This window comes from Deinococcus radiodurans R1 = ATCC 13939 = DSM 20539, from assembly GCF_000008565.1.
Lineage (GTDB): Bacteria > Deinococcota > Deinococci > Deinococcales > Deinococcaceae > Deinococcus > Deinococcus radiodurans.
Window position 1 is genome coordinate 37,064 of the sequence record NC_000958.1, and the last position, 23,140, is coordinate 60,203.

The following is a 23,140-nucleotide window of genomic DNA, read 5'->3' on the forward strand; positions in this document are numbered from 1 at the left end:
CTGCTGGGTGGTGCGGTAAGCCGACTGGTAGTCACCCTGACGGGCGTAAAGATCAGCTATCCCGTTTAAGGCCCGCTGAGCCTCGCGGAGACGGCCTTGCCCCTGCGAGATGTTCAGGCAGATCTGGTACTGCTGGATCGCCAGGTCCCATCTTTCCTACATGCTGTATGCCTCGGCCAGACAAAAGTGGGCGTAGGCAGAAACCCAGGTATCGCTGTGGGTGCCGAATTCAATGGCGGCCTCGCCATACTGAACAGCAAGCGCCGGCTCACCGCTGAGCATAAAGAACTGTGCCTGATGAGCACGAATGACCATCTCGAAGGGCGGTTTGTCGCTGCAAAAGTGCGTATTCGTCAGACACCAATCAAGGTGAGTCTGTGCAGCGCTCAGGGCATCCTGCATGGCCTGATCTCTTCCCAGCCGCTCCGCTTCACGCGCCTGAAGCAGCTTGACATGAAGGCGATTTTCGTAGAGGTAAAAGATATGGTTTTGCCGCAACTGCGCGTCGTCGGTCATGTGCAATTGTTCGGCCAGCAAATTCAGGTGGTGCTCGGCGGACTCCAACTCTTCACTCAGAATCTCCAGCCAGGCAATGTTGATGTAACACATCAAGAGCTGCTTGACGTCACCTCTCAGCTCGGCCAACTCAAGCGCCTCCTGAAGATCAGCCCTGGCTCCCATCTCGTCGCCCAGCCAAAAGCGGGGAAGGGCGCGGGTGTTGAGCAGGCGGCACTGCCAGTCCTGTAGGCCTCGCTGCGTCGCGAGGTTGAATGCCTTATCGCAGTATTCCAGCGAGTAAGCGTAGTCATTGAGGTTGGCCCTGACCCAGGCGAGGGTATTGAGCGCCTGGATGGTCACGAGGTCCGCTTGCTCCGCGTGCTTTTCCCGTTCGTCGTCCTGGAACACTTCCTCCAGCGCCAGCTCGCTCAGTTGTTGAGACAGCGCCAGATCGCTCTTTCTGATGGTCTCACTGAGGTTTTGCAGCAGGGTTGCCCGTTGTGTTCCTGATCCTGCGGTCTGCCACTCGGCCCACCATGCTGAAGAAAGCAGCGCCGGCTGCACCCTGGCCAACAAGGCGTTGATTTCCGGTGGCTCAGCCAGGGGAGAGGACATATCTTGGACAGAGTATAAGAATCATAGGGACCAAGAACGTAGGGTAAGAATGGGGCACTTCAAGGACCGTGTAGAGGCCTCTTTCCCAGCACAAAAGGGGACAACTTCGATTTGAATTTGTCGCAACCGGGGAAAACCATCAGTCGCTTCCATCAAGTTTGATAGGAGCGACTGATCACGGTCTCCTGAAAGTTTGGAATCCACAGAATCCGCTGGAGCCATTGCCAGTCCACTTCGGCTTGAATTGTCAAAATGGACTGGCCAATCGGTAGGGAAAAGGCCACCAGCGCGCCGCTTCAGTCGAGTTCACGGGCCCACGCCACCCCATTGATGTGCCCACCGCCATCGACGTAGAGCGTGTTGCCGGTCAGGTAGCGGCTGCCTTCCGAGGCCAGGAAAACGGCCACCGGGGCGATGTCGCGCTCGGGGTCTCCCAGACGGCCCATCGGGTTCATGGCGTCGGCCATCACTTCCAGTTCGGGATTGGCGGCGAACACGACGCGGGAAGCGGCGGTCTTCGCCCCAGGGAGCAGCGCGTTGGCCGTAATACCGTGTCGGGCCCATTCACGGGCAGCGGTGCGTGTCGCTGCCCGCAGGGCTTCTTTGGCGGTGTTGTATTCCAGGGTGCCGATGTGGGCATTGACGCCGTTCAGCGAGCACATGTTGATGATGTGGCCATACTGCCGGGGCGCCATCACTTCGAAGGCCGCCCGCATGCCCCACCAGTGCCCCAGAAAGCCCAGGTTGAGGCCGTGCTGTCAGTCCTGCTCGGTCTTGCGCTCTGCCCGGGCGAGGGTGCCGCCGCCCCAGGCATTGTTGACAAAGATATCGAGTGTACCGAAGTGCTGCGTCGCTTGCCGCACGGCCTTCTCCATGTCTTTCCGCTTGGAGGCGTCGGTCGGGACAAAGAGAGCTCGCTCGCCCAGCGCCCGCGCCGCCTGGGTGCCCAGCTCCTCGTTGAGCTCGGCAATGACGACCGAGGCCCCCTCTCTGACAAAGGCCTCCGCGACGGCGCGCCCAATCCCGTCACCGGCGCCGGTCACGAGAGCGACACGTCCCTGAAGCTGCCCCACCCCAGCCGCTGCATTGTCCATGCCCGCAGTATAATTGACGTTTTGACACCTGATCGAGCGGGCAAAAGGTATGGCCTGAAAAAGAACCCCCGGCTGGAGGGGTCGGGCAGCTCTAGGGAAACGCAGTGTGCAGCGGACATCGTGTTCCAGACGACAAAAGGAGGCAACTGTCGGGGGAGCAGGCGAGGCAAAAGCCAGGAATCTGGCCGTCAAAGTTTTGTGACAACGTAGCCCCTAGAGTCCATGGGAAGTCTGCCCGAGCAGGTTTCGGGGGAACGGGGCGATTCGGGAGCCGTCCACGTCTCCTGTCGGCGCTCCAGGTCACCCAGAGGAGAGAACATGAAGGCAAACATGAAACTGCTGGCGCTGCTGTGCGCACTCGGCAGTGGCGCGGCGGGGGCGGCGAGCACGAACACGATGACGCTGGCCGGGACGGAAATCACCAACCAGGCGCAGGCCACCTTCACGGTCGGCGGCGCCACGCAGACCACCAACTCGGACGCCGTCAAGATCGTGGTCAATGCCGTGCCGAGCTACACCATCACCAACGACGGCACCGAGGCGTCGCCGGCGTACACCAGCACCGTCAACGTCAACTCGAACGCCACCTACAGCTACTCGGTCAAGAACACCGGCAACACGCCGATTCAAGTGGCGGTCGGCGCCACCGTGGGCACGGGCAGCAGCGCCATTACGCAGGTGAACTACTCAGGTGCGGCCACCGGCACCGTTCCGACCACCGGCGCGGCCACCATCCAGACAATCACCATCAACCCTGATCAGACCGTGACGCTAACCCAGACCTTCGTCACGCCTGCGGCGCCCGGCACCTATTATGTCAACCCGACTGGCGTCTCCATGCAGTACGCCAGCGTCGCGGCCAATCCGGACGGCTCGGCGCTGACCACGGCGACCCTCGACCAGACCAGCAATAGGACCGACGTGAACAACGTCAACAAGACGACGGTCCTGACCAATGTTCCCCTGCTCGGCAGCCCCACCCTGACCAACACGGTGGTGCCCAGCTCGCCCAACCCCCTGCCGCCGACCGGCACCACCACGCCCGGCACCGGCACGGGCCCGGTGGGCTCCGGCAACGGCCCCGCCGAGTCCACCGGCCCCGCCTACACGGGTATCGGCAGCACCAGCGGCACGCAGCCCCCGGTGGTCGTGGACGCCAGTGGCAACCAGTACGCCTACCCCAAGGCGGACGCCGAGACCGTCAACCCCGACAGCGTCACCATGACGACCATCATCACCAACCCCAACCCCACGGCGGCGACCTATGAACTGGTGCCGGACCTGAGCGGGCTGCCCGCCGGGGTCACGGTGACCTTTACCGACGCGAACGGCAACCCGCTGCCCGACACCGACGGCAACGGGCGACCGGAAGTGACGGCGGGGCCCAACGGCGGCACCGCCACCTACAGGGTCGTGGTGACTTACCCCGACACCGAGAGCGCCGCCGCCGTGGCCGGGCCCATCAGGATACCGGTGGGCGTAGACGGCAACCGCGACGGAATCGTGGACGCGACCGTGACCTACAACGTGCTGCTGTCCAACCTGAAGTTCGGCAACACCAACGGCACGGCGCTGGGCGTTTCCGACGTGCCGGTGACCCGCACCGTCACGCAGCCTTCGGTGACCACCGCCGTCGTGTTCCCGATGGACCTTTTCAACGACGGCGCCTACGACGGCAACTACGCGCTCTCGGGCAGCACTCCGATCGGCCCGGTGAAGTACTACGCCACCAACCCCGACACCGACGGTGACGGCGTCCTGTCCCCCGCCGAACTCGCGGCGCTGCCCGCCGAGATCGCCAGCACCGGCGCCGTGCCGGTCAAGACCGAGAAGACCGTGTACGCGGTGGTCACGATTCCTGCCGGTCAGGCCCCCGGTGATTACATGGTCACGCAGACCGCCACCGGCTCGCTCAGCGGCACCACCAAGTCCTTTAACACCGACAAGGTCACGGTTACTTCGCCGAACGGTTCGCTGCTCATTGCCAAGCGGGTCACGACGCCGGGCACCACTACGCCCAGCCTGAACGCGACTGCCAATCCGGGCGACGCGGTGTCGTACACCGTGACGGCCACCAACAACTACAACACCAGCCTCTACGGTCTGGTGCTGCGCGACCCCAGCAGCAACAACCTGGGCAGCTTCAGCAGCAGCAACGTCTTTGGCTTCATCAAGCCGAGCAGCCTGAGGGCAACGGTCAGCGGCGTCAGTGGCGCCACGGTGCTGTACCGCACGAGCAACCTGAACACCTGGGCCGCTCAGCCCACCGTGGACGCCAACACCACCTGGGTCGAGGTGGGCGTGGACACCAACAACAACAGCCAGATCGACAGCGGCGACGTATTCCCGCCGAACGCCGTAATCACGCTGACCCTCCAGGGAACCGTCAAGTAACCGGGAGCAGGGGAGAGGGGCCAAGTGCGGCGCCTCTCCCTGTCCCTAAGCACTCAGCGCCCGAACATCCAACACGAGACTCTTTTTTGATTTCTGCCTTTTTGGCTGTCTCTTTTTCTCTTTTTTCGTTTTTCCCCGAAGGAGAATGCCCGATGAAGTCCATGCTCAGACTCTGCCTGCCCCTGTGCTGCGCCGCTGCCTGCCTTGCCGGAGCCGCGCCGGCGGGCACCGTGATTCAGAACCAGGCCAGCGCCCAGTTCAGCCTGCCGGGAGGCGGCGCCGGGCTGGTGAACTCCGAGCCGGCGCAGCTGCTGGTCAATGCGGTCTGCCGCGTGCAGGTGACGCCGGACGGCACCCCCCAGGCGCCGGGGCAGCGGCTCACGGTGCGGGCGGGCGAGCCGGCCACCTTGCGCTATGAGCTGAGCAACGCGGCAACGGTCCCGCCACCTTCACCCTGAGCGCGCAGGCGCTGGACGGCGCTTTTACCCCGAATCTCACGACCTTTGTGGACGCGAACGGCGACGGGCAGCCGCAGCCGGGTGAACAGGCCGAGCAGCTCACCCTCGGCGCGGGGGCGAGTGCAGCAGTATTGCTGGTGGCCGTCGTGCCCGCCGGGGCAAGCGGCGCGGCGCTGGTCAACCTGACGGCCCAGTGTCCGGGGGGGGCTCAGGACGACAACAACGTCGCTCAGCTCGTGGCCACGCCCCCACCGCACCTCGAACTTCGCAAGGCCTTCGGCGCCGAGCGGCTGCGGCCCGGTGACCAGACCGGCGTGACGGTCACGGCCACCAACACGGGGGCCGGCGCGGCGCCGGATGTGGTGCTCGAAGATCCGCTGGGCCAGCAACTGGACGCGGGGCTCGCCTACGTGCCCGGCAGCGCCCGAACCGACCGGGGTCGGCTGGAATACAGCGCGGACGGCGCGTCGTGGCAGGCCGCCGAGCCCGCCGCCGTGCGGGGCGTGCGCGTGCAGGCCGGCACCCTGGAGCCCGGCGAGCAGACCACCCTCACCTTCCGTATGGAGGCCCGACCCAGCGCCGAAAACCTCCTGCTGAACAATGTCGCCACCGTCAGCAGCGTGACCGGAGAAGGAGCGCAGGCCAGCGACACGCTCGACGTGCGCTTCCTGCCGGGGGTGGCCCTCGGGCCGCTGGGGCAGCCGCTGGCGCCGGAAGGCACCGCCGCTGACGGGCAGACTCTTGTCTTTGCCGTCACGGGCGAGCCCGCCTGCTTCGACCACACCGTGCAAAACACCGGGGACGTGACCGACATGTTCCGCCTGAGTGTGAGCGTCACGCAGGGGCAGGCCACGCCTCAGCTGCTGGGCGCGGCGGGCGAACCGTTGCCGCAGCCCTTCACGCTGGCCCCCGGCGAGCAGCGGCAGGTGCGGGTCTGCTACGACCTGCGGAGCGCGCAACCGCTCACCGCGCAGGTCATTGCGCAGGGCGAGCGCGGCACCAGCAACGCCACCGCCGACCTGATTCGCCGGGTCGAGACGCAGCGACCTGGGCTGCGCAAAACCGTGAGCAAGGTGGGCGCGCCGGACTGGGCACCGGGAAGCGCCGTGACCAGCGGCGATGAGCTGGAATACACCCTGAGCGTGACCAACCCCTACGCGCAGCCGCTCGCGGGCGTGCAGGTGCTCGACCCACTGCCCGCCGGAACCGAGTTTGTCAGCGCTTCGGACGGCGGCGCACTGCTTGGTGCGGCGAGCGCAGCGCAGGTCGCGTGGACCCTGGGCGACCTACCTGCCGGGGCGACCCGGACCCTCACGCTGCGGGTGCGGGTGGGCCGCGACGTGCGTGACGACCAGGAACTGCGCAACGTGTTCGAGCTGACCAGCAGTGAACTGCCGGCGCCCCTGCACAGCAACGCCGCGAGCGCGGTCGTCTGGAACACGGCGCCGCTGCTCAGCAAGACCCTCGACCGCCGCGACGCCGCGCCCGGCGACCTGCTGACCTACACCCTGACTCTGAAAAACCCGTCGGCGAGCACCGCCCTGGTGGACTTGGTGATCACCGACACGCCCGCCGCGGCGCTGAAGTACGTGACCGGCACCAGCCGCCTGGCAGGTGTGCCCACCGCCGACCCCGCCGAGAACGGCGGCGAGCTTCAGTGGCGCGTGCCGCGGCTGGGCGCCGGCGAGAGCCTCACCCTGAGCTACGGCCTGCGGGTGCTGCCCGGCGCGGCGGGTGAGCTGCTCAACACTGCGGTCCTGCGCGGCTACGGCGAGCAGACGCACGCCGTGGCGGTGGCGAGCAACCGGGCGCAGGTGAGCGCCACCCTCAAGCTGCTGAACTTTGCGCCGCTCGGCGACGTGCTGGGCACGGTGTACCTCGACGCCAACGGCAACCGGCGACTCGACGAAGGCGAAACGGTCCTCAGCGGCGCCCGGGTGGCGCTGGCGGGCGGGCGGCTGGCCCTGACCGACAGCCGGGGGCGCTACCACTTCGGCAACGTGGACCTCGGCACGCAGGCGCTGCGGCTCGACCTGGGCAGCGTGCCGGCGGTGCGCGACCCCGGCACCCAGGTGGTGCAGGTCCAGGGCCTGACCACGGTGGATTTCCCGCTGCGCGCGCTGGCCGCACTCCAGGTGAAACGTGACTTGAGGGTGCAGGTGGGCGAGTTGACCCTCACCAAGCGCCTGACTGAGATTCCCGGCGGCTACCGCGTGACCACCACGCTTCAGAGCCCGGTCGCGCTCGCCGAGGTCGCCTGGACCGACCCGCTGCCCGCCGGAGCTGCCCTCGTGAGTGGGCAAAACGTGCGCCGCGAGCGCTTGAGTGCCGGCAGCACGACTTGGACCTACGACCTGCGCTGGAGCGGGCCCCCCTCGGCGGCGCTCACCGATCCCGTTCTCAAGGTGGTGAAGTAAATGGCCTTCCGGACTCCTCTCTTTTCGCTGGTCACGCTGAGTGCGCTGCTGAGCATGGCCCCCGCCAGGGCCGCCGCGCCCGCCCTCACCCCTCCTACCCAGGGCGCCGAGCAGGCCCTCTCGGTCAGTACCCTGCGGCTGAGCTTCGACCTGAGCGCCGCCCGCGAGGAAGGCCAGGAACTCGGCGGCGCGGCGCTGTGGCAGGGCGGAGACCTGCTGGTCGCGCAGCCGGTGCCCGCCGGGGCGAAGGTGGTGCCGGGCAGCAGCCGGCTGGGGGACCGTCCCCTCCCCGACCCGACCCGCAGCGCCCGCGGCGTGCTGTACTGGACCGTGCCGCTGCGCGACCTGCCCGCAGGCGCCAGTGAACTCAGTTATCAGGTCACGCACACTCAGGCGGCTCGCCGCGCTGCCCGACGCGGCGCTGAGCCTGCGTGGTGACAGCGGCACGTTGCGGCTGGTGGGCAACCTCGACCCCGGCGACTACGGCCTGGCGAGCGCCCTGCCGGTGGACGGCGCCGAGAACCCCGGCAGCGTCAAACTGCCGCTCGACGGCAGCCAGTTGCGTCAGACCAATCAGTTCACGCTGGTGGTCGAAACGGACCCCGCCAGCACCGAGCTGCCCCGCGTCAACGGCGTGCCGGTGTCTGCCGCGCAACTCGGCCATGTGCGCCCCAGCGCGGACGGCCAGCGGGAGCGCCGCAGCTACTACGCCCTGCCGGTGCATCCGGGCAAGAACCTCATCGAGTTCGGCCGCGAGCAGGTCACGCTGAACTACGCCGGGCCGACCGTGCGCTACGAGGTCACGCCCCTGAGTGCCCAGGCCGACGGCAGCACGCCAGTGCGGGTGCGGATCCGGGCGCTCGACGCTGCCGGCCTGCCTGCCGAGCAGCCGACCGTGACGCTGCGCACCTCTGCCGAGCCGCTGCGCCCCGACGCCCGCCCGGGCGAGGTGGGCTATCAGCTCGAACTTCATAACGGTGAGGGCGTGCTGGAACTGCGTCCCCAGATCACGCCCACGGCCCTGCGTCTGGAACTGCTGCGCGACCAGCAGGTCAGCGAGTTTCGGGTAGACGTGCGGCCCGGCGGCGCGGCCCTGGGGGTGGGGCTGGTCAGCGCGGCGGTGGGGCTGGGGGGAACCCTGCCGCTGGCGCAACGCCTGCACGTTCAGGCGCGGGCCTACTACGAGGGACCGCTGGCCGGCGGGCAACTGTACGTCGCGGCGGACAGCGCGGGGCTGCCCCGCGAAGACAGCGGCAAGGCCAGGGGCCTGACCTACGGCGACAGCAGCAGCGAGGCGGTGCCCCTGCGCGGCAGTGACCCGGTGGCCGCCCTCTACGAGCATCCCGCTTTCCGGGTGGCCTACCGTGACCAGGAGGTGCCGGTCAACGTGGTGCCGCTGCCTGGCCGGATGACGGCCCTGAGTGCGAGCACCAAGGGCAACGTGCGGGTCTCGGGCTTCGCGGCGCTGCTGCCCGGCGACCTGGTGCAGGCGCAGGTGCTGCGGCCTGACGGCACCCGGCTGCTGCGGCTCGGTCAGGAAGACATTGCCCCGGCGTCCGAGACGCTGACGGTGGTCACCCGCGACGCCCAGACCGGCACCGAACTGGGCCGCCGGGTGCTCACGCGCGGCGTGGAGTATGTGCTCGACGAGCGCACCGGCATCGTCTCGCTCGCCCAGCCGCTCGACGCTACCGACGCCGAACTGCACCGCGTGGAGGTTCTCGCGTCCTACCGCTTGTCGGCGCCGCTGCCGGGCGCCAGGCCGCTACGGCGCGCAGGTCGAGGTGGCGACGCCCAGCGCCGGTTCGGGGTCGCCGCCGTGTCCCTGGATGGACGGGGTACCATCGGCGCGGCGGGCGAACTGCGGCGCGGGGGGCTGCAAGTCAGCGGACGGGCGCTGCTCTCCGGCGGCGTGCAGGCCGAGGCCGCGCTGGACGGCCACTGGCGCAGCAGCGACGCGCTCAGCGTCCGTGCCCACTATCAAGACGAGGCCTACCAGGGGCTCGGCAAGGGTGAAGCGGGCCTGCGCGCCAGTGGCCGCTATCAGGTCATGCTGGGCGAGCGCCTGGGGGCCGCCCTCGACGCCACCTACCAGCGCGCGCCGAGCAAACAGGGAAGTGACGAGCAAGACGGCGGCGGGCAGGGAGAGGTGGGCGCCCTGCTCACCTACCGCGCGCAGCCCTGGACGGTGGGCGGCGGCCTGCGCTGGGGCTTCGGGAGCCGCAGTGGCCTGAGCGCCGCCGGGCAACTGGGTTACGAGGGCAAGCAGGTCAGCCTCAGCGTGACCCACAGCCAGCCGCTCAGCGGCACGGTGCGCCCGACCAGCGACTTCAAGGTGGCTTACCGCCTCACCCCTCACGCGGCGCTGGCCCTGACCGACCACTATGTCTGGGGCGACGCCCACAGCGCCGCGCTGACGCTCGACACCCGGCTGGGCAACGTGAACTACGCGGTGGCCTACGAACTGCCCGGCGCGGGCGGCGCTGGCAACCGTGCCCGCTTTGGCGTGAGCACCTCTGTGCCGCTCGGTGCGCGCACCACGCTGGGCCTGCGCGGCAGTGCCCTCTACGACCTGCAAAGTGGGGGAAGCGAACTCGGAGCGGGCGCGGACCTGCGCTGGCAGGGCGAGCGCGCCGTGGCCACCCTGGGAGGCGACCTGGCCTGGCGCAGCGGCCAACTTCAGGCGGTGGTGCGCGGCGGTGTCAGCGGCGACTTGAGCGAACGGCTGAATGTGAGCGCCGACGCCACGGCGGAACTCGGGGCGCGTCAGGGCCTGAAATTCGGGGTGGGCTATGCCTACCGCAGCGCGGGCTTTTCCAGCCTGGGCTATGGCCGCTATGCGGGTGGCAGTCTGGGCGGTTCGCGGCCCGAGGCCAGCGCCGGCGTGAGCGCCGAGTACCGCCAGGGCGCCCTCACCGTCCGCGGCGGCGTGGACGCCCGCGCGCTGCTCAGCGACCCCGGCAGCCTGACCTACCAGCCCTCGCTGGGCCTGCGCGCCGAACTCAATGCCCGCTTCAGCGTGGGCGGCTGGGCGCGGGCGCTCGTTCAGCCCGCCAGCAGCCAGGTTTTGCCCGGCTACGGCCTGGAAGCGGGCGTACAGGTCCTGCCCGGCACCTGGCTGAGTGCCGGTTACAATCTGGCGGGCTTCGAGGGCCTGCCGAGCGCTGGCCTCTACACCCGCCCGGGCGCTTACCTGCGTCTCGACGTGGCGCTGGACGAGGGCGCTGGCAAGAAGACCGGCAAGGCGCACCGCCGCTGAGGCCGCCGCCCAGCGCGGCGCCAGAGCTTCAGTCCTGAGCCGGGCCGCCCACCCACAGCCGCCGGAAACTGATGCGCCCATAGGCGTCGGGCCACACGTCGCGCAGGAGGGGGTGTACCGTGCGCTGCTTCACCCGGTGGTGGGTCAGGTGGACGTGGTGCCCTTCGAGCAGCAATGCCTCGACCCGGTCAATGACGGCTTCCCGACCGGCAAAGGTCTGGGCCAGGCGGTACTCCTCCAGTTCAGTGTCTACCTGGGCCAGTACCTCCCGGGGCAGCAGCTTACGAAAAAAGAGTTCGGGCTGCTTGAGCGCCGTCCAGAAGGAGAGCTGTTCGTCGGGACCGCTCACCTCACCCATCATCATGAGGTCGCTGGGCGTGTCCCGGGTCACCTCGTCGTGCAGATCGTACAGCTCGACGGTGATCTCCAGGCCGAACCCGGCGGCGCGGCGCGAGAGCCAGCGGGCCTCGGCCACCGCATCTTCGCGGTCAAGCACCCACAGCCGCAGGGGAGGCTGCGGGCCGGCGGCTGCCAGCAGCGAGCGGGCGCGTTCGTCCGAGTGAACCCGCGCGGGCCGGTCCCGCGAGCGCCGGGGATAAAACGACTGCGCGCTCAGCAGCGGCCAGGGCTGGCGTGTCTCCTCCCAGAAGCGGCGAATATCGTGCAGTTCGAACACGGCGGCCCGCAGCGCCGCACTGTGCGCCGCCGGTTGCCCCGCATTCCAGATCAGGAAATGTACGCCTGTTTCTTCTTGCCACTCGGCGACCTTCTGCGGCGCGGCGCCCTCAAGATGCAGAGTGGGCGCTTCAGTGAGCGGCTCGACCTGGTAGAGCTCCACCTCATCGATCAGTGGCCGTCCGGCGAAATGCGCGTCGAAGGCGCTCAGGCGTACCCCGCCTTCAAGCGGCTGCCACTGAAATGCGCCTGTGCCGATCAGTTGCTGAGGGTCGGGCGGCACGTCTCTGGGCACGATCAGCGCCTGGGTCGCAGCGAGACGCCGGGGCAAAAAGGCGTCGGGGCGCGCGAGCCGCAAGCTGACCCGGTACGGGTGGTCGCTGCGCACCTCCAGCAGCTCCGGTAGCAGCCACGCCGCGCCCCGCTGCACCCTCTCCAGGCTAGCGCGCACGTCACTGGCGTCCAGCGTGCGGCCATGATGAAACGGCACCCCTTTGCGCAAGTAAAACGTCCACGTCAGGCCGTCGTCCGAGCACCCCCAGTGGTGGGCCAGGTGCGGCTCCAAAGTTTGCGTCGCTGGGTCGTAGCGGGTGAGGCCATCGAAGACTTGCAGCAGCAGGTGGGCCTCGACCGTGGCGAAGGCCGTCAGCGGATCGAGGCTGGTGTACTCGCGAAAGACGACGGTCCGGAGCCGGTCCACCCCACCGGCTGAGGCGCTCAGGCCGAAGATCCGCTGCACGTCGGGCGTCAGGACCCAGCCTTTGGGAAAGGGAAGCCGTGAGAGTCGGGCGAGTTCGCCAGCCGCCTGCCGCCGCGCCAGCTCTCTCGTGAGGGTCAGCAACTCCGGGCGCAGGTCGCGTGAGAAGGAAAGGCGCGAGGTGCGTCCCCGACCGCGACCAGGCGTATACGTCACTTTGCCTTCCGCCTGGAGCCGGGCCAGCGTGCGCTTGACAGTCTTGTCACTTTTGCTCCACCAGCCACGCAGGTCATTGAGGGTCAGCGCATAGCTGCTCTGTTCCCCGTCACGGGCAAGCAGCGCGGCCCGGAGTTCCAGATAGGGCCAGTCGGGGCCGGCAGCAAAAGGGGTCATCTGCTGACCATTGTGGCTCTTTTTCCCCCTTTTCGTTTCTTCCACACTGGGGGCATGTGGCGCCAACTGCATCCGAACATCAAAGTCCGCATCATCAACTCGTTTCTGACCCGGATGGTGGGCGGCGCCATTTTTCCCTTTATGGCGGTGTATTTCGCGCATTACCTCGGGGCAGGCTTAGCCGGTCTGCTGCTGATGGCGCTGGTCGCGGTGCAGTTCGTGGCGGGGCTCTACGGAGGTGGGCTGGCCGACGCCTGGGGCCGGCGGCGCACCCTGCTGGCGGGCGAAGTGCTGAAACTGCTCGCGTTCGCCGCTTTGCTGTTGGGTAACCTCTGGACACCGCTTCCGTGGGTGACCTTCGCCGCGCTGGCGGTCATCAACGTCGCCAACGGCCTGATCAACCCCGCCGCCGAGGCCATGCTGGTGGACGTCAGCACGCCGGACACCCGCACCTTCATGTACGTGGTCAACTACTGGGCGGTCAACGCCTCCTTGCTGCTGGGCACGCTGCTCGGCGGGTGGCTGTATCAGGATCACTTCGCAGCGCTGCTTGCCGGTTTGCTGGGGATGTCTTTTGTAACCCTGTTTCTCGCCTGGCGCTTCATGTCTGAAACGCTGGGTGGGCTGCGCCGCACGGCTGCCCAGGTCCGGGAGAGCGTGGGGGTGCGTCCCCTATTGCGCAGCTACGCGCAGGTAATGACGGACCGGCCTTACGTCCTGTTTACCCTCGGGTTTGTCCTCTTGATGACCATCGAATTCGGGCGGCAGAACTTTATTCCGGTGCATCTGGCCCAGTCTTTTCCGGCGCAGGTGCTGTGGGGCGTGAACCTCACCGGCATCAAGGTGATGAGCCTGGTCACGGCGATCAACACCCTGCTGATCGTGGTCCTTACCCTGCCGGTCAGCCACTGGGTAGGCAAAAGGGAACTGCGCCCGGTGATGGCGCTGGGTTTCCTGCTGTTCGCCGTGGGCTTTGCTGCCCTGTACGGCAGCCTGAACCTGTGGGCTTTGGTGGCGGGCAGCGTGGTGCTGAGCATCGGCGAACTGCTTTACGTTCCGGCGCGTCAGACCCTGCTGGCGGACCTGATTCCTGAGGAAAAACGCGGCTCTTACCTGGCGGTGAACGGGCAGGTCTTTACCCTCGCCAAGTGGCTGGCGACCCTTGGCGTGCCACTGGGCGCGCAAATCGGCGGGCCTTGGATGGGCGTATTAATCGTGCTGTTCGGCGTTCTGGCAGTGGTTCTAAGCCTGCGGGGTCTGCGGGCTGCCTCACCGGAGCGGACGCCTGAGCGCTCTGCACCGACTTTCTGACTCTGAACTGTGAAGGGCTCTCCCCATCAGGGAAGAAGGTCATAAAGGCAGTGAGTTGTGACGTCAAAGACACTAAATCGTCGTCGGCTGTTCGGCGTTGCTATAAGAGTAATGGGCGTAGCCCTCACGGCTGCGGGGGACTTTGTTGAGCACCACGCCCAACAGTTTGGACTGGGGGTTTGAGAAGCTCTGCATTGCCTGATCCAGTTCAGCCAGCGATATTGTGTCGTTCTCGACCACCAGAATAATCCCCTTACTCTTACGTGAGACCAGAAAAGCGTCAGGCAACGAGAGGCAGGCGGCGTGTCGAGCAGTACCACGTCGTACTGAGCCCATCGGGTAGCCGTTCTCTGAACGCCGTGGAGTCTATCCCCTGCGCCGCAAGGCTGTGGACGGACTCAAAGACTTTTGTCGCTGTCACAAAGATGTGATGAAAGTCTCTTTATTGTTCAGTCGCTATGACCACAGCGGCGCCACAGCCTCAGGACAACTATGCCAGGTTGCTGGCGCTGGCACGGTACGAGATCCTGGACACGCTGCCGGAGGACAGCTTCGACCGCCTCGTTCAGCTCACCAGGCACATTTTGCGGACGCCAGCGGCGTACATCAATTTCGTGGATCAGTCCCGCCAGTGGACCAAGGCTTGTGTGGGCGCCGAGCGCGACAGCAAGCCTCTGTCCGAATCCATGTGTGCCTGGACCATCTTGCAAGACGCCCCACTCGTAGTCGAGAACGCCCGACTCGATCGTCGCTTTAGCCACATGCAGCTCGTGACCGGTGAAGCGTCTTTGCAGATGTATGCCGGGGTGCCCTTGACTACCCCCTCAGGCCACCGCATCGGCACGCTGTGTGTCACCGATAATCAGTGCCACCCGCTGGGCGACGAAGACATCCAGGCCCTGCAGGACCTTGCCGCGCTGGTGATGACCGAGCTGGAGCTGCGCGCGGCCAATCAGGAATTGCAGCGCGACTTGCAGGCCGCGAGCTGTCAGAGCGAGGAACTGCGCCGCACCCTGGCGCAGGCCAAGACCCTTGAAGGCGTCTCGGCACTGACCGATCTCCAGCTGCCCCCCGAGGAAATGATGCTGGCCGCAGCGGCCTTGCTGAGTGACGCCGTGGCCAGCGACCTGACCAGCCTGCTGTTATTTGACGGCCCCGTTCTGCGCGCACAGGCTGCCCACACTCACTCCCGGCTCTCGCCGGCCCAACGGCGATACCTGGAGCTTGCGGTGGCCGCGCTGCCGAACTTGGCCGCTGGCTTTACCTGGTCGGTGCGTGACGCGGCGGTGCCGGTGTACGTCAACGATTACGCGGCGCACCCCCACGCCCAGGCCGAGATGGTGGCGGGCGGCGTGACCCAGGTCGCCTGGGTCCCGTTGGGGACGCGCAGCGGCGTGACGTCCGGCCTGATGTCTGTCCGGCTCGGGGACCACCCGGTGGCGCGGTGGCGCAGCGGCGATTGCGCCCTGCTGGAAGCGGCGGGGCGGACCATTCGCAGCGCGCTGGACCGCTGGCTGCTGACCGAGTTGGCCTCGCAGCAGGCCCGGCAAGACGTCCTGACCGGCGCCCTGAATCGCCGCGCCTTTGAAGAAGATTTCCCGGTGCGGCCAGCCCCGTTCAGTCTGGCACTCTTGGACCTGGACGGCTTTAAGGCCATCAATGACCGCGAGGGCCACAGCCAGGGCGACAAGGTGCTGCGCGTCTTTGCCGAGACGCTGAACGTGGAATTGCCGGGCGGCGCCTCGCTCTACCGGGTCGGGGGAGACGAGTTCGTGGTGCTGCTCAACAGTGACGACGTTCCCCTGTTCGATGAGCAGCTGGACATTGCCCTGCTCGCCGCCCGGCAGGTGGTGGCCGGCTCGGTCGGAGTGAGTCTGGGGATGGCTCACAGCCACGAAGCGGCTGGCCCCGCCCTGGTCCAACTTGCCGACGCGCGCATGTACGCCCTCAAGGAACGCCGCCGGGCGCAGCGAGACACCCAGCATCAGGATGCAACAAAAACCCTGTGAGCTAAATCCCGAAGTGGTCGGTCTGGATCACACCCTGCTTACCGCGCTAAGAGACATGTCTGCTGCGAATCTGTCAGGTCAGAGCCGCCTTTCAGGCGAACGCCACTTCAAGGCATCAATTCCCAGCTTTTTGACAGCGCATTCAGCGCCGGATCTGGTCGCTCTCAATCAGGTTACAGATACGAAAGCACCAACGTTATCGCTTCGCCTGACGCCTCGTGGCTCAACGGTGTGGAACTGCGAGTGGACGGGGGCTCTTTACGCCGTTCGCCCTACTGTGCAGTTCTCCCTGGCACGCGCTCGGGTGAAGCACCCGTGGCCCAGCTCCTGAACTTCGGGCCGCATGCACCGCCTCAAGCTTGCCTGACCTCAAGCTGACTGCACTTGGTTCAACTGACGGAGTATGAGAAAAACGTTATTGCTCCTCGCGCTGCTGTCTGCTTCCGCTTCCGCCGCCAAGTTGCAGGTTTATCCCTATGACGGCGCTAATTTCATTGCCGGTCAGCGCTTCGACCTGCGCGTCGAGGCCGAGGACGTCACCAGCTTTAAGGACGCGGTCATCACTCTCGACGGCCAACCGGTCACCGGTCTGGTCAAGACGACCACCAAACCCACCAGCGTGGAATGGACGCTGCGCAATCAGAGCCTCGCGGCGGGCGAGCACGTCCTGAACGTGAAGTTCAGCGACGCCGGGGGAGAGGTGACGAGGTCGGTTCACTGGACCGCCCAGGCCAGTGCACCCAGCGGCCTGGCCGCGCTGTTTCAGAAACCGAAGGCCAAAAACGTGATCCTGTTCATCGCCGACGGCATGGGCTGGAACACCCTCAACGCGGCCAAAATGGTCGCTTACCCCTACAACCCGGCCAACGGGATGCCCACCGGCAAGCTCGCCATGGAAACGGGCCTGAGCAGCATGGCGACCATCACTACCAGCTCTTACGACAGCGCCCTGGCCGACAGCGCCAACACGGCGAGCTCCATCGCGACGGGGCAAAAGATTCAGGTCAACGCCTTGAATGTCTATGGCGACAACACGCCCGACACGCTCGACAACCCCCGCGCCGAAACCATCACGGCGATGCTCAAGCGCAGCATGGGCAAAAGCGTCGGCATCGTCTCCAGCGCGTTCGGGGTCGACGCCACGCCCGCCGCGTTCGCGGCCTACACCCGGCGCCGCGGCGACTATCAGGCCATCGCCGACCAGTACTTCAAGGGCGACGTGAAGCCCGACGTGCTGCTGATCGGCGGCAGCCGCGACTTTATCCCCAGCACCGCGCCCGGCAGCCGCCGCAAGGACAACACCGACTGGATCAGCGAGTCTCAGAAAATGGGTTACCAGTTCGTGTCCACCCGCACCGAGCTGAATGCGGCTACCGGCAACAAACTGTTCGGGCTGTTCAACATCGACAACATTCCCAGCTACCTTGACCGCGTGCAGTTTAAGGGCGCCGAAACCATCGGTGACTTCAAGGACATGCCGTACCTGTGGGACAGCACCCAGAAGGCCGTGCAGACCCTGGAAAAAAACCCCAACGGCTTTTTCCTGATGGTGGAAGCGGGCATGGTCGACAAGTACGAGCATCCGCTCGACTGGAACCGCGCCGTGTGGGACGTGCTGGAACTCGACAAGGCGGTGGCGTGGGCCAAGGACTACGCGAAGAGCCACCCCGATACGCTGATTCTGGTCACCGCCGACCACGCCCACTCCATGAGCGTTTACGGCGGCTACGACGCGACCAAGGGGCCCGGCAAGCGTGAAGCGGTGGGCGTGTACGAAAAGGCCGGCTTTCCCACCTACGGCGATAAGCGCGACGCAAACGGCTTCCCGCTGTCCGAAACCGCCCGCACCTACGCGGTGGGATTCGCGGCCACGCCCGACTACTGCGAAACTTATCTGGGCCGCCGGGTCTTTCTGGACCCCACCGTCAGCAACGGCAAAACGGGCGCTGAGGCCGCCTACGTGCCCAACCCCAAAATCTGTGATGAGGGCGCGGTGCAGCGCACCGGCAACCTTGACCCCGGCAGCAGCCAGGGGGTTCACACGGCTGACCCCCTTCCCCTGTTCGTCTTCGGGGCGGGCGCCGAGAACTTCAGCGGCGTGATGGACCAGACCGAGATTTTCTTCGGCATGGCCCGCGCCCTGGGGCTCGACGCCACCAAGAACAAATAACGGGAACAAACAAGCGGCGGGGCAGGCTGGGGCAAGATTCCAGCCTGCCCCTCTCCTACGCTGCGTCCGATTCCCTAAAACCCGGAAAGGCGCCGGATTGGAGTCTATCTCTGCTTCGCAGCTTTGCAAGTCCCGCAGCACGTCTCTTTTGCCTCTCGCTCCGCTCTGCTTCGCAGCTTTACAAGTCGGGTTTCATCGCCCAGTGTGAGCGACTTGGCCGCAACTAGAGCAGTTCTGCGAATTACGCGTGCGTCGGAAGAGCACCGCCACCCGCTCCATTCTCTGCTTCGCAGCTTTGCAAGTCCGTCCTGCTCAGTGTTTTGCACTCGCTCTGCTCGCCAAAAAGCTGTGCCATCTTTTTGTCAAATGCTCTGGTATCAGCTGACATTGCCCGTGCATCCCCACTTTAGGGTGGGGGCATGAATCGCCGGACCGTTCTCAAACTGCTGGGCGCCGCGCCGGGAGCGCTGTGGCTGGCCCCCTTTGGCCGCGCGGGCGCTCAGTCCGCCGCGGCCAGTCTCAACTTCAATGAGCTGTACGGCAAAGTCACGGTGCGCGGCGCCGAGTACAGCAGCAAAATCAAGGCACTCAACGGACGCAAAGTGACCATGTCGGGCTACATGGCGCCGCCCCTCAAGCCCAAGCTGGACTTTTTCGTGCTGACCCGGCAGCCGATGAGCACCTGCCCCTTTTGCACCACGGCGGCGGACTGGCCGGCGGACATCGTGCTCGTCATCATGCCGCCAGGGCAGGAACTCGAGCCGTCGGTGCGCGGCCTGAACGTGACGGGCCGGCTCGAGATCGGCGTCAAGCGCGACGACGAGACGGGCTTTGTCAGTCTGGTGCGGCTCTACGCCGAGCGGGTCCGGGACGCTTGAGCCGGCAGCTTTCAGGCCGAAACCTGTCCATTCAGCACGGCGCTGAGGTGAGGCTCACGTATCCCGATTTCAGCTGGCCCGCTGGAACGCATCTGGCGCTCACGGGGCCGAGCGGGACCGGAAAAACCTCGCTTCTGAATGCGGTGGCCGGGCTGCTGCGGCCCTCGACCGGGCAGCTCTGCTACGGCGAGCACGACCTGACGGCGCTCTCCGAGGCGGGCCGCGACGCTTTTCGCCGCCGTGAGGTGGGGTACGTCTTTCAGGACTTTCACCTGATGCCGGGCCTGAGCGCTCAGGAAAACGTGGAACTGGGCCTGCGGGTCGCTGGTGTGCGGAATGCGGGGGCCCTGGCCCAGACAGCGTTGCGCCGCCTCGACCTGGCGGGGCGCTTGCAGAGCAAGCCGTGGCAACTGTCGACCGGGGAACGGCAGCGGGTCGCTATCGCGCGGGCCGTGGCGCACCGTCCGGGCCTGCTGCTGGTCGATGAACCCACCGCGCATCTCGACCGCGAACGGGCCGCCGGAGCGATGTCGCTGCTGCGTGAGGTGGCGACGGAGTTGGGCGCGACCCTGGTGGTGGTCACCCATGACGAGGCGGTGGCGCTGAGTCTGCCGGAGCACTTCCGCATCCGGGGAGCGTCATGAGGCTGGCGTGGTGGACGGCCCTGAAAACCCTGCGTCACCGCCTGGGAGCGCTCATCATCACGGTGCTGGCGGTCGCCCTGGCAACGGCCACCGCACTCGTGGTCCCGCTGGTCTCGCGGCAAGTGGAGCGTGGGGCGCAGGACGCGGCGCAGGTGTTCGACCTGCTGGTCACGGCCAAGGGCAGCGGCACCCAGGCGGTGATGTCCAGCCTCTTTTATCTGGACGTCCCCATCGGAAACGTGCCGCACAGCGTCTACCAGAAACTGCTGAGCGCTCCCGGCACGCGCCGCGCCGTGCCCATCGCGCTCGGGGACAACTACGCCGGATTTCCGGTGGTGGGTACCTCTGCTCAGTTCTTCGATCAGCGCCTTAAACCTGCGGCGCCGCCTTATTTCCGGGTGGCCCAGGGGAACATCTTTGCCCGGGTGCATGACGCTGTGGTGGGCGCCGCAGCAGCGCGGCAGTCCGGACTCAAGGTGGGCTCGACTTTCAGGAGCGCGCACGGACTGGGCGGCGCGGACACGGAAGGCGGCGCAGCGCCTAGTACCCACGACGAGCCGTATACCGTGACCGGCATTCTCGCGCCGACGGGCGGCCCCGTAGACCGCGCCGTGCTGACGCCCATCGAAACCTTGTGGGAGGCTCACGGTGAGGCCGCCGCGTCAAAACGGGACGTGACCGCCGTGCTGTACTCCGCCGAAAACCTGGCCGGCATCTATACCACTGCTGGCCAGATCAACGCCGGGAAAGACGCCATGGCCGTATTTCCGGGGCAGGTGTTCGCGCAGGCCCGGCAGACGCTGATGCAGGGCCAAGCGGCCTACGCCGGGCTCTCGGTGCTGGTCCTGGCCATCGCCGCTCTGACCGTGACCCTGAGCGTGTACACCTCCGGTCTGGAGCGCAGGCGCACGGTGGCCCTGTTGCGGGCGTTGGGGGCGGGCCGAGGCACGGTCTTTGCCCTGGTGCTGCTCGAAACGGGCCTGACCGTGACCCTAGGTGCGCTGCTGGGCATCGGGCTCTCGCTGCTGGTCAGCCGTGTGGGGGGCAACGTTCTGGGTCAACGTCTGGGGTTCACGCTGGCGGCGCCGGAGCTCACCTGGCCCCTGGCGTCGCGGGCGCTGGGGCTGATTCCGCTCGGCATATTGGCGGCTTTGCCTCCAGCCTTGCAAGCCCTGCGGGTGAGCCCGCTGCGGCACCTGCACTGAGCGGGGCGTTCAGGTGGTGGCAGTTTCTGGCAGTGATGACCGCTGAGAGGGCATCCATGAGCCGCTGGAGCGTGCGGCTTCACCTCAGTTTGTGAATAGAGGCCGGCATGTCGACTTCATCCGGGGTTCTGGCACAAATGAGAACGTTGCCCACCAGTTGCGCCGAGTGACACTGGACAGAGTTTGTCGGTGCTGCACGGCATTTTTCAGTGGTGCCCGAAACTCGCCAAAGTCCAGTTAGACTGGGGCTAAGACGACACATGAGCGCCACCCTTTTGGCCTGTGTTCTCTTTTGCCCGCACCCAACTCAGCTGGGGCGTCGTTTGTTTTTACCTTCTTGCCGGAGGTGTCAAATGCAACGTCTACTCTCGACCGTTCTGGTGCTTTCTTTAGCTGTGGGCGCGTCGGCGCAGCAGTCCAATGGTCAGGTGTCCTTCACTGCACCGAAAGGTTGGGCCGCTTCGAGTTCTCAAGGCGGGGTTCTGCAATACACGCATACGTCCGCTGGTGGGGTGGACGGGGCACTGTTGATCGGGCAGGATATGCCGTTGCCGAATGACCCTGTCAGGTGGCTGGAGCAGACGGCCCGTTCCCTTGCCGGGGGGCAAGCGCTGAGCGAACAGGCCGTGCAGTCTGAGCAGCTGGCAAGCGGCCTGACCGCCCTTTACAAAGTGCTGATCGGCGGCACGCCTCAGCAACCGGTCGCTTATGTGGCTGCCCTGCTGCACAACGGCACTTCCGGGGTGCTGGTGGTTTTTCTGAGCAGTGATGTCGAGAATAAAAACGCTCTGGAGAAAGACGTAGACGCTGTGGTGGAATCTATAAGGCTGAGCGGCAAGCCCACGCAGACGGCTGGAACGACCGCAGCGGCAGGAGCGGGGGCCAAGCCGGCTGAGCCGAACTTGCCCACCGTAAACCCCATGAACGCCGCGCAGTTCAAAGCTGCGGGCGGCAACCCTGCCCGGCAGATCATCCCCGACGAATTCCGCTGTTATGTCAAGCGGAAAGGAGACGGGCTCAGTCCAGACCTGACTGTGCAGGTGCTGCCGGGTGGGACATACCGCACGGTCTACGGCAATGGAACATACCAGATCAATAAAGACAGAAAGATAACGTGGCAGGGCGGGCCCCTGAACAAGGCGGATGGGTCCCTGGATTTCGATGACTACGGTCAGGCGTTCAGCCTGTCGGATGTCAGTGAAGACACCCAGGACACCTCGCTGAACTTCGAGTGCTATCAGCGCGGTCCTCGGGAAAACGTGGCCCTGCACAATTTCAAACTCAGGACGCCCAAGCCAGGGTCGTATTCGTGCGTGCTGGCTGATGGACAGGGCGACCGCGGCGCGTTGGAAGTCGGCGCGGACAACACCTACAGGTTTGGAGGCGCCGCAGGCCGTTACCGCGTGGACTACCGCAGCGATCAAGACAGCGCCCGCAGCAGTCTCACTCTGCGAGGTGAGGGAGATTTAGAAGAAAGCGGCTTCTATTCCGAGGACGAGACCGGGCTGCGGGTGTTCACCCTGACGGTGCCGACGGGCGGCGACCTCATCAGCCGCAGCAGCACCGCGTGGACCTGCACCGCAGTGGCAAAGCCCACGCCTGCCCCGAGTCTCTACGGCAGCGAAAAGGCCCCCGCCCCACCCCAGGGCAGCGGTGGCCTGAACGGAAATTTTGTGCATAACCGCGCCGGGAAGCTGGTTCCCGTCTTGCAAATCGGGCCGGATTTCACGAGCAGTATGGTCCTGGGCTCGGAATGTCCCGGCAATGTCTGCTGGGCCTTCGCCTTCTTCAACCCCAACGGTTACGTGTATACGCAAGAGCCCAAGGTGGACGCTAGTGAAGCCGACTGCACGCGGACTTACCCCAACGGCCTGCCCCGCTGCGAGGTCTACCGCGTCACCGGAAACACCATTCAGATCGGTGACCGTGCGCCTGTGCCTTTTACCCTGACCGGTTCCGGGCTGAATCTGGACGGCCAGAGATACGACAAACTGCAACCCATGGACACCCTGATTCTGCGCGGGAGCTACGAATCCCTTGAGGTCACGCCCAACCTGTATCTGGGAGGCAGTACCAGTTCCCTGGCCCTGACCTTTGGAGAAGGGAGGACATTTTCCCTCAGCAGCGACCGTTCCACGACTGTCATGGTGCCCGGCGCGACCGTCTCCAACAGCAACCGCGCGGCCACCTTGACCGGGACGTACAAGTTCAGCGGCAACACGGTGGAGCTGACCTACCGCGACGGACGGGTTGTGCGTCAATTCGCGGCTCTTCCGGTTGAGGGGGGCAAAATTACTCCGACCCTGCTGCGGATAGGTGGCGTCACCTATTCTCCAAGCATCGACAAGAAATAATCGCTTCTGGCCGCCTCGCTAGAAACACTGTAGGGCGAACAGTCTGGGCACAACCACCGGAAACAGTCA

General features: G+C 66.1%; 15 protein-coding genes and 1 pseudogene. 12 read left to right on the plus strand and 4 right to left on the minus strand.

The window, feature by feature from the left end; translation table 11 throughout:
• Positions 1-156 precede the first annotated feature (156 nt).
• The gene (locus DR_RS15625; RefSeq protein ID WP_010884043.1) at positions 157-1,113 is read right to left on the minus strand and encodes a hypothetical protein; all 957 of its coding nucleotides are present in this window, start codon (positions 1,111-1,113) and stop codon (positions 157-159) included.
• 296 nt (positions 1,114-1,409) lie between these two features.
• A pseudogene (locus DR_RS15630) lies at positions 1,410-2,207 on the minus strand (SDR family NAD(P)-dependent oxidoreductase).
• Between the two features lie 318 nt (positions 2,208-2,525).
• On the opposite strand from DR_RS15630, the gene DR_RS15635 reads away from it, so the two are divergent.
• From DR_RS15635 to DR_RS15655, 5 genes are all read left to right on the plus strand, one after another.
• Entirely contained in the window at positions 2,526-4,601 is a 2,076-nt protein-coding gene (locus DR_RS15635) for a DUF11 domain-containing protein (RefSeq protein ID WP_010884044.1), read from the plus strand.
• A gap of 152 nt (positions 4,602-4,753) precedes the next feature.
• On the plus strand, positions 4,754-5,059 hold the full coding sequence (locus DR_RS15640; protein WP_164928030.1) for a hypothetical protein: 306 nt from the start codon (positions 4,754-4,756) through the stop codon (positions 5,057-5,059).
• A 47-nt stretch (positions 5,060-5,106) separates the two neighbouring features.
• A complete protein-coding gene (locus DR_RS15645; RefSeq protein WP_164928031.1) occupies positions 5,107-7,476 on the plus strand; it encodes a DUF11 domain-containing protein in 2,370 nt (789 codons plus the stop codon).
• Positions 7,477-7,914 (plus strand): hypothetical protein, encoded by a 438-nt coding sequence (locus DR_RS15650; protein ID WP_010884062.1) that lies wholly within the window; start codon positions 7,477-7,479, stop codon positions 7,912-7,914.
• Entirely contained in the window at positions 7,838-10,735 is a 2,898-nt protein-coding gene (locus tag DR_RS15655) for a hypothetical protein (RefSeq protein ID WP_164928032.1), read from the plus strand. Before DR_RS15650 ends, DR_RS15655 begins: the two co-directional genes overlap by 77 nt.
• A gap of 28 nt (positions 10,736-10,763) precedes the next feature.
• Here DR_RS15655 and DR_RS15660 read toward each other — a convergent pair whose 3' ends face one another.
• A complete protein-coding gene (locus tag DR_RS15660) occupies positions 10,764-12,500 on the minus strand; it encodes an ABC transporter substrate-binding protein (RefSeq protein ID WP_010884004.1) in 1,737 nt (578 codons plus the stop codon).
• Between the two features lie 54 nt (positions 12,501-12,554).
• Between DR_RS15660 and DR_RS15665 the strand changes: the two genes are divergently transcribed.
• Positions 12,555-13,811 (plus strand): MDR family MFS transporter, encoded by a 1,257-nt coding sequence (locus DR_RS15665; protein ID WP_063653100.1) that lies wholly within the window; start codon positions 12,555-12,557, stop codon positions 13,809-13,811.
• A gap of 72 nt (positions 13,812-13,883) precedes the next feature.
• Here the strand turns inward: DR_RS15665 and DR_RS15670 are convergent, their stop codons facing one another.
• Positions 13,884-14,051: a hypothetical protein gene (locus tag DR_RS15670; protein WP_155896399.1), complete on the minus strand. Its 168-nt coding sequence runs from the start codon at positions 14,049-14,051 to the stop codon at positions 13,884-13,886.
• Positions 14,052-14,269: 218 nt separating this feature from the next.
• Between DR_RS15670 and DR_RS15675 the strand changes: the two genes are divergently transcribed.
• The 6 genes from DR_RS15675 (at position 14,270) to DR_RS15705 (ending at position 23,071) form a co-directional block, all read left to right on the plus strand.
• Positions 14,270-15,820 carry a sensor domain-containing diguanylate cyclase gene (locus DR_RS15675; protein ID WP_010884006.1) on the plus strand — a complete coding sequence of 517 codons (1,551 nt, stop codon included), beginning with the start codon at positions 14,270-14,272 and terminating at the stop codon, positions 15,818-15,820.
• Positions 15,821-16,223: 403 nt separating this feature from the next.
• Positions 16,224-17,990, plus strand: coding sequence for an alkaline phosphatase (locus DR_RS15680; protein ID WP_027480382.1), 1,767 nt, complete (start codon positions 16,224-16,226; stop codon positions 17,988-17,990).
• 419 nt (positions 17,991-18,409) lie between these two features.
• Positions 18,410-18,868 carry a hypothetical protein gene (locus DR_RS15690; RefSeq protein WP_010884048.1) on the plus strand — a complete coding sequence of 153 codons (459 nt, stop codon included), beginning with the start codon at positions 18,410-18,412 and terminating at the stop codon, positions 18,866-18,868.
• A gap of 47 nt (positions 18,869-18,915) precedes the next feature.
• Positions 18,916-19,512 carry an ABC transporter ATP-binding protein gene (locus DR_RS15695; RefSeq protein WP_227086054.1) on the plus strand — a complete coding sequence of 199 codons (597 nt, stop codon included), beginning with the start codon at positions 18,916-18,918 and terminating at the stop codon, positions 19,510-19,512.
• Positions 19,509-20,717, plus strand: a complete 1,209-nt coding sequence (locus DR_RS15700) for an ABC transporter permease (RefSeq protein WP_010884049.1) — start codon at positions 19,509-19,511, stop codon at positions 20,715-20,717. The genes DR_RS15695 and DR_RS15700 overlap by 4 nt, the downstream gene beginning before the upstream one ends.
• 353 nt (positions 20,718-21,070) lie before the next feature.
• Positions 21,071-23,071: a hypothetical protein gene (locus tag DR_RS15705; RefSeq protein WP_162177805.1), complete on the plus strand. Its 2,001-nt coding sequence runs from the start codon at positions 21,071-21,073 to the stop codon at positions 23,069-23,071.
• The last annotated feature ends 69 nt before the right edge of the window (positions 23,072-23,140 follow it).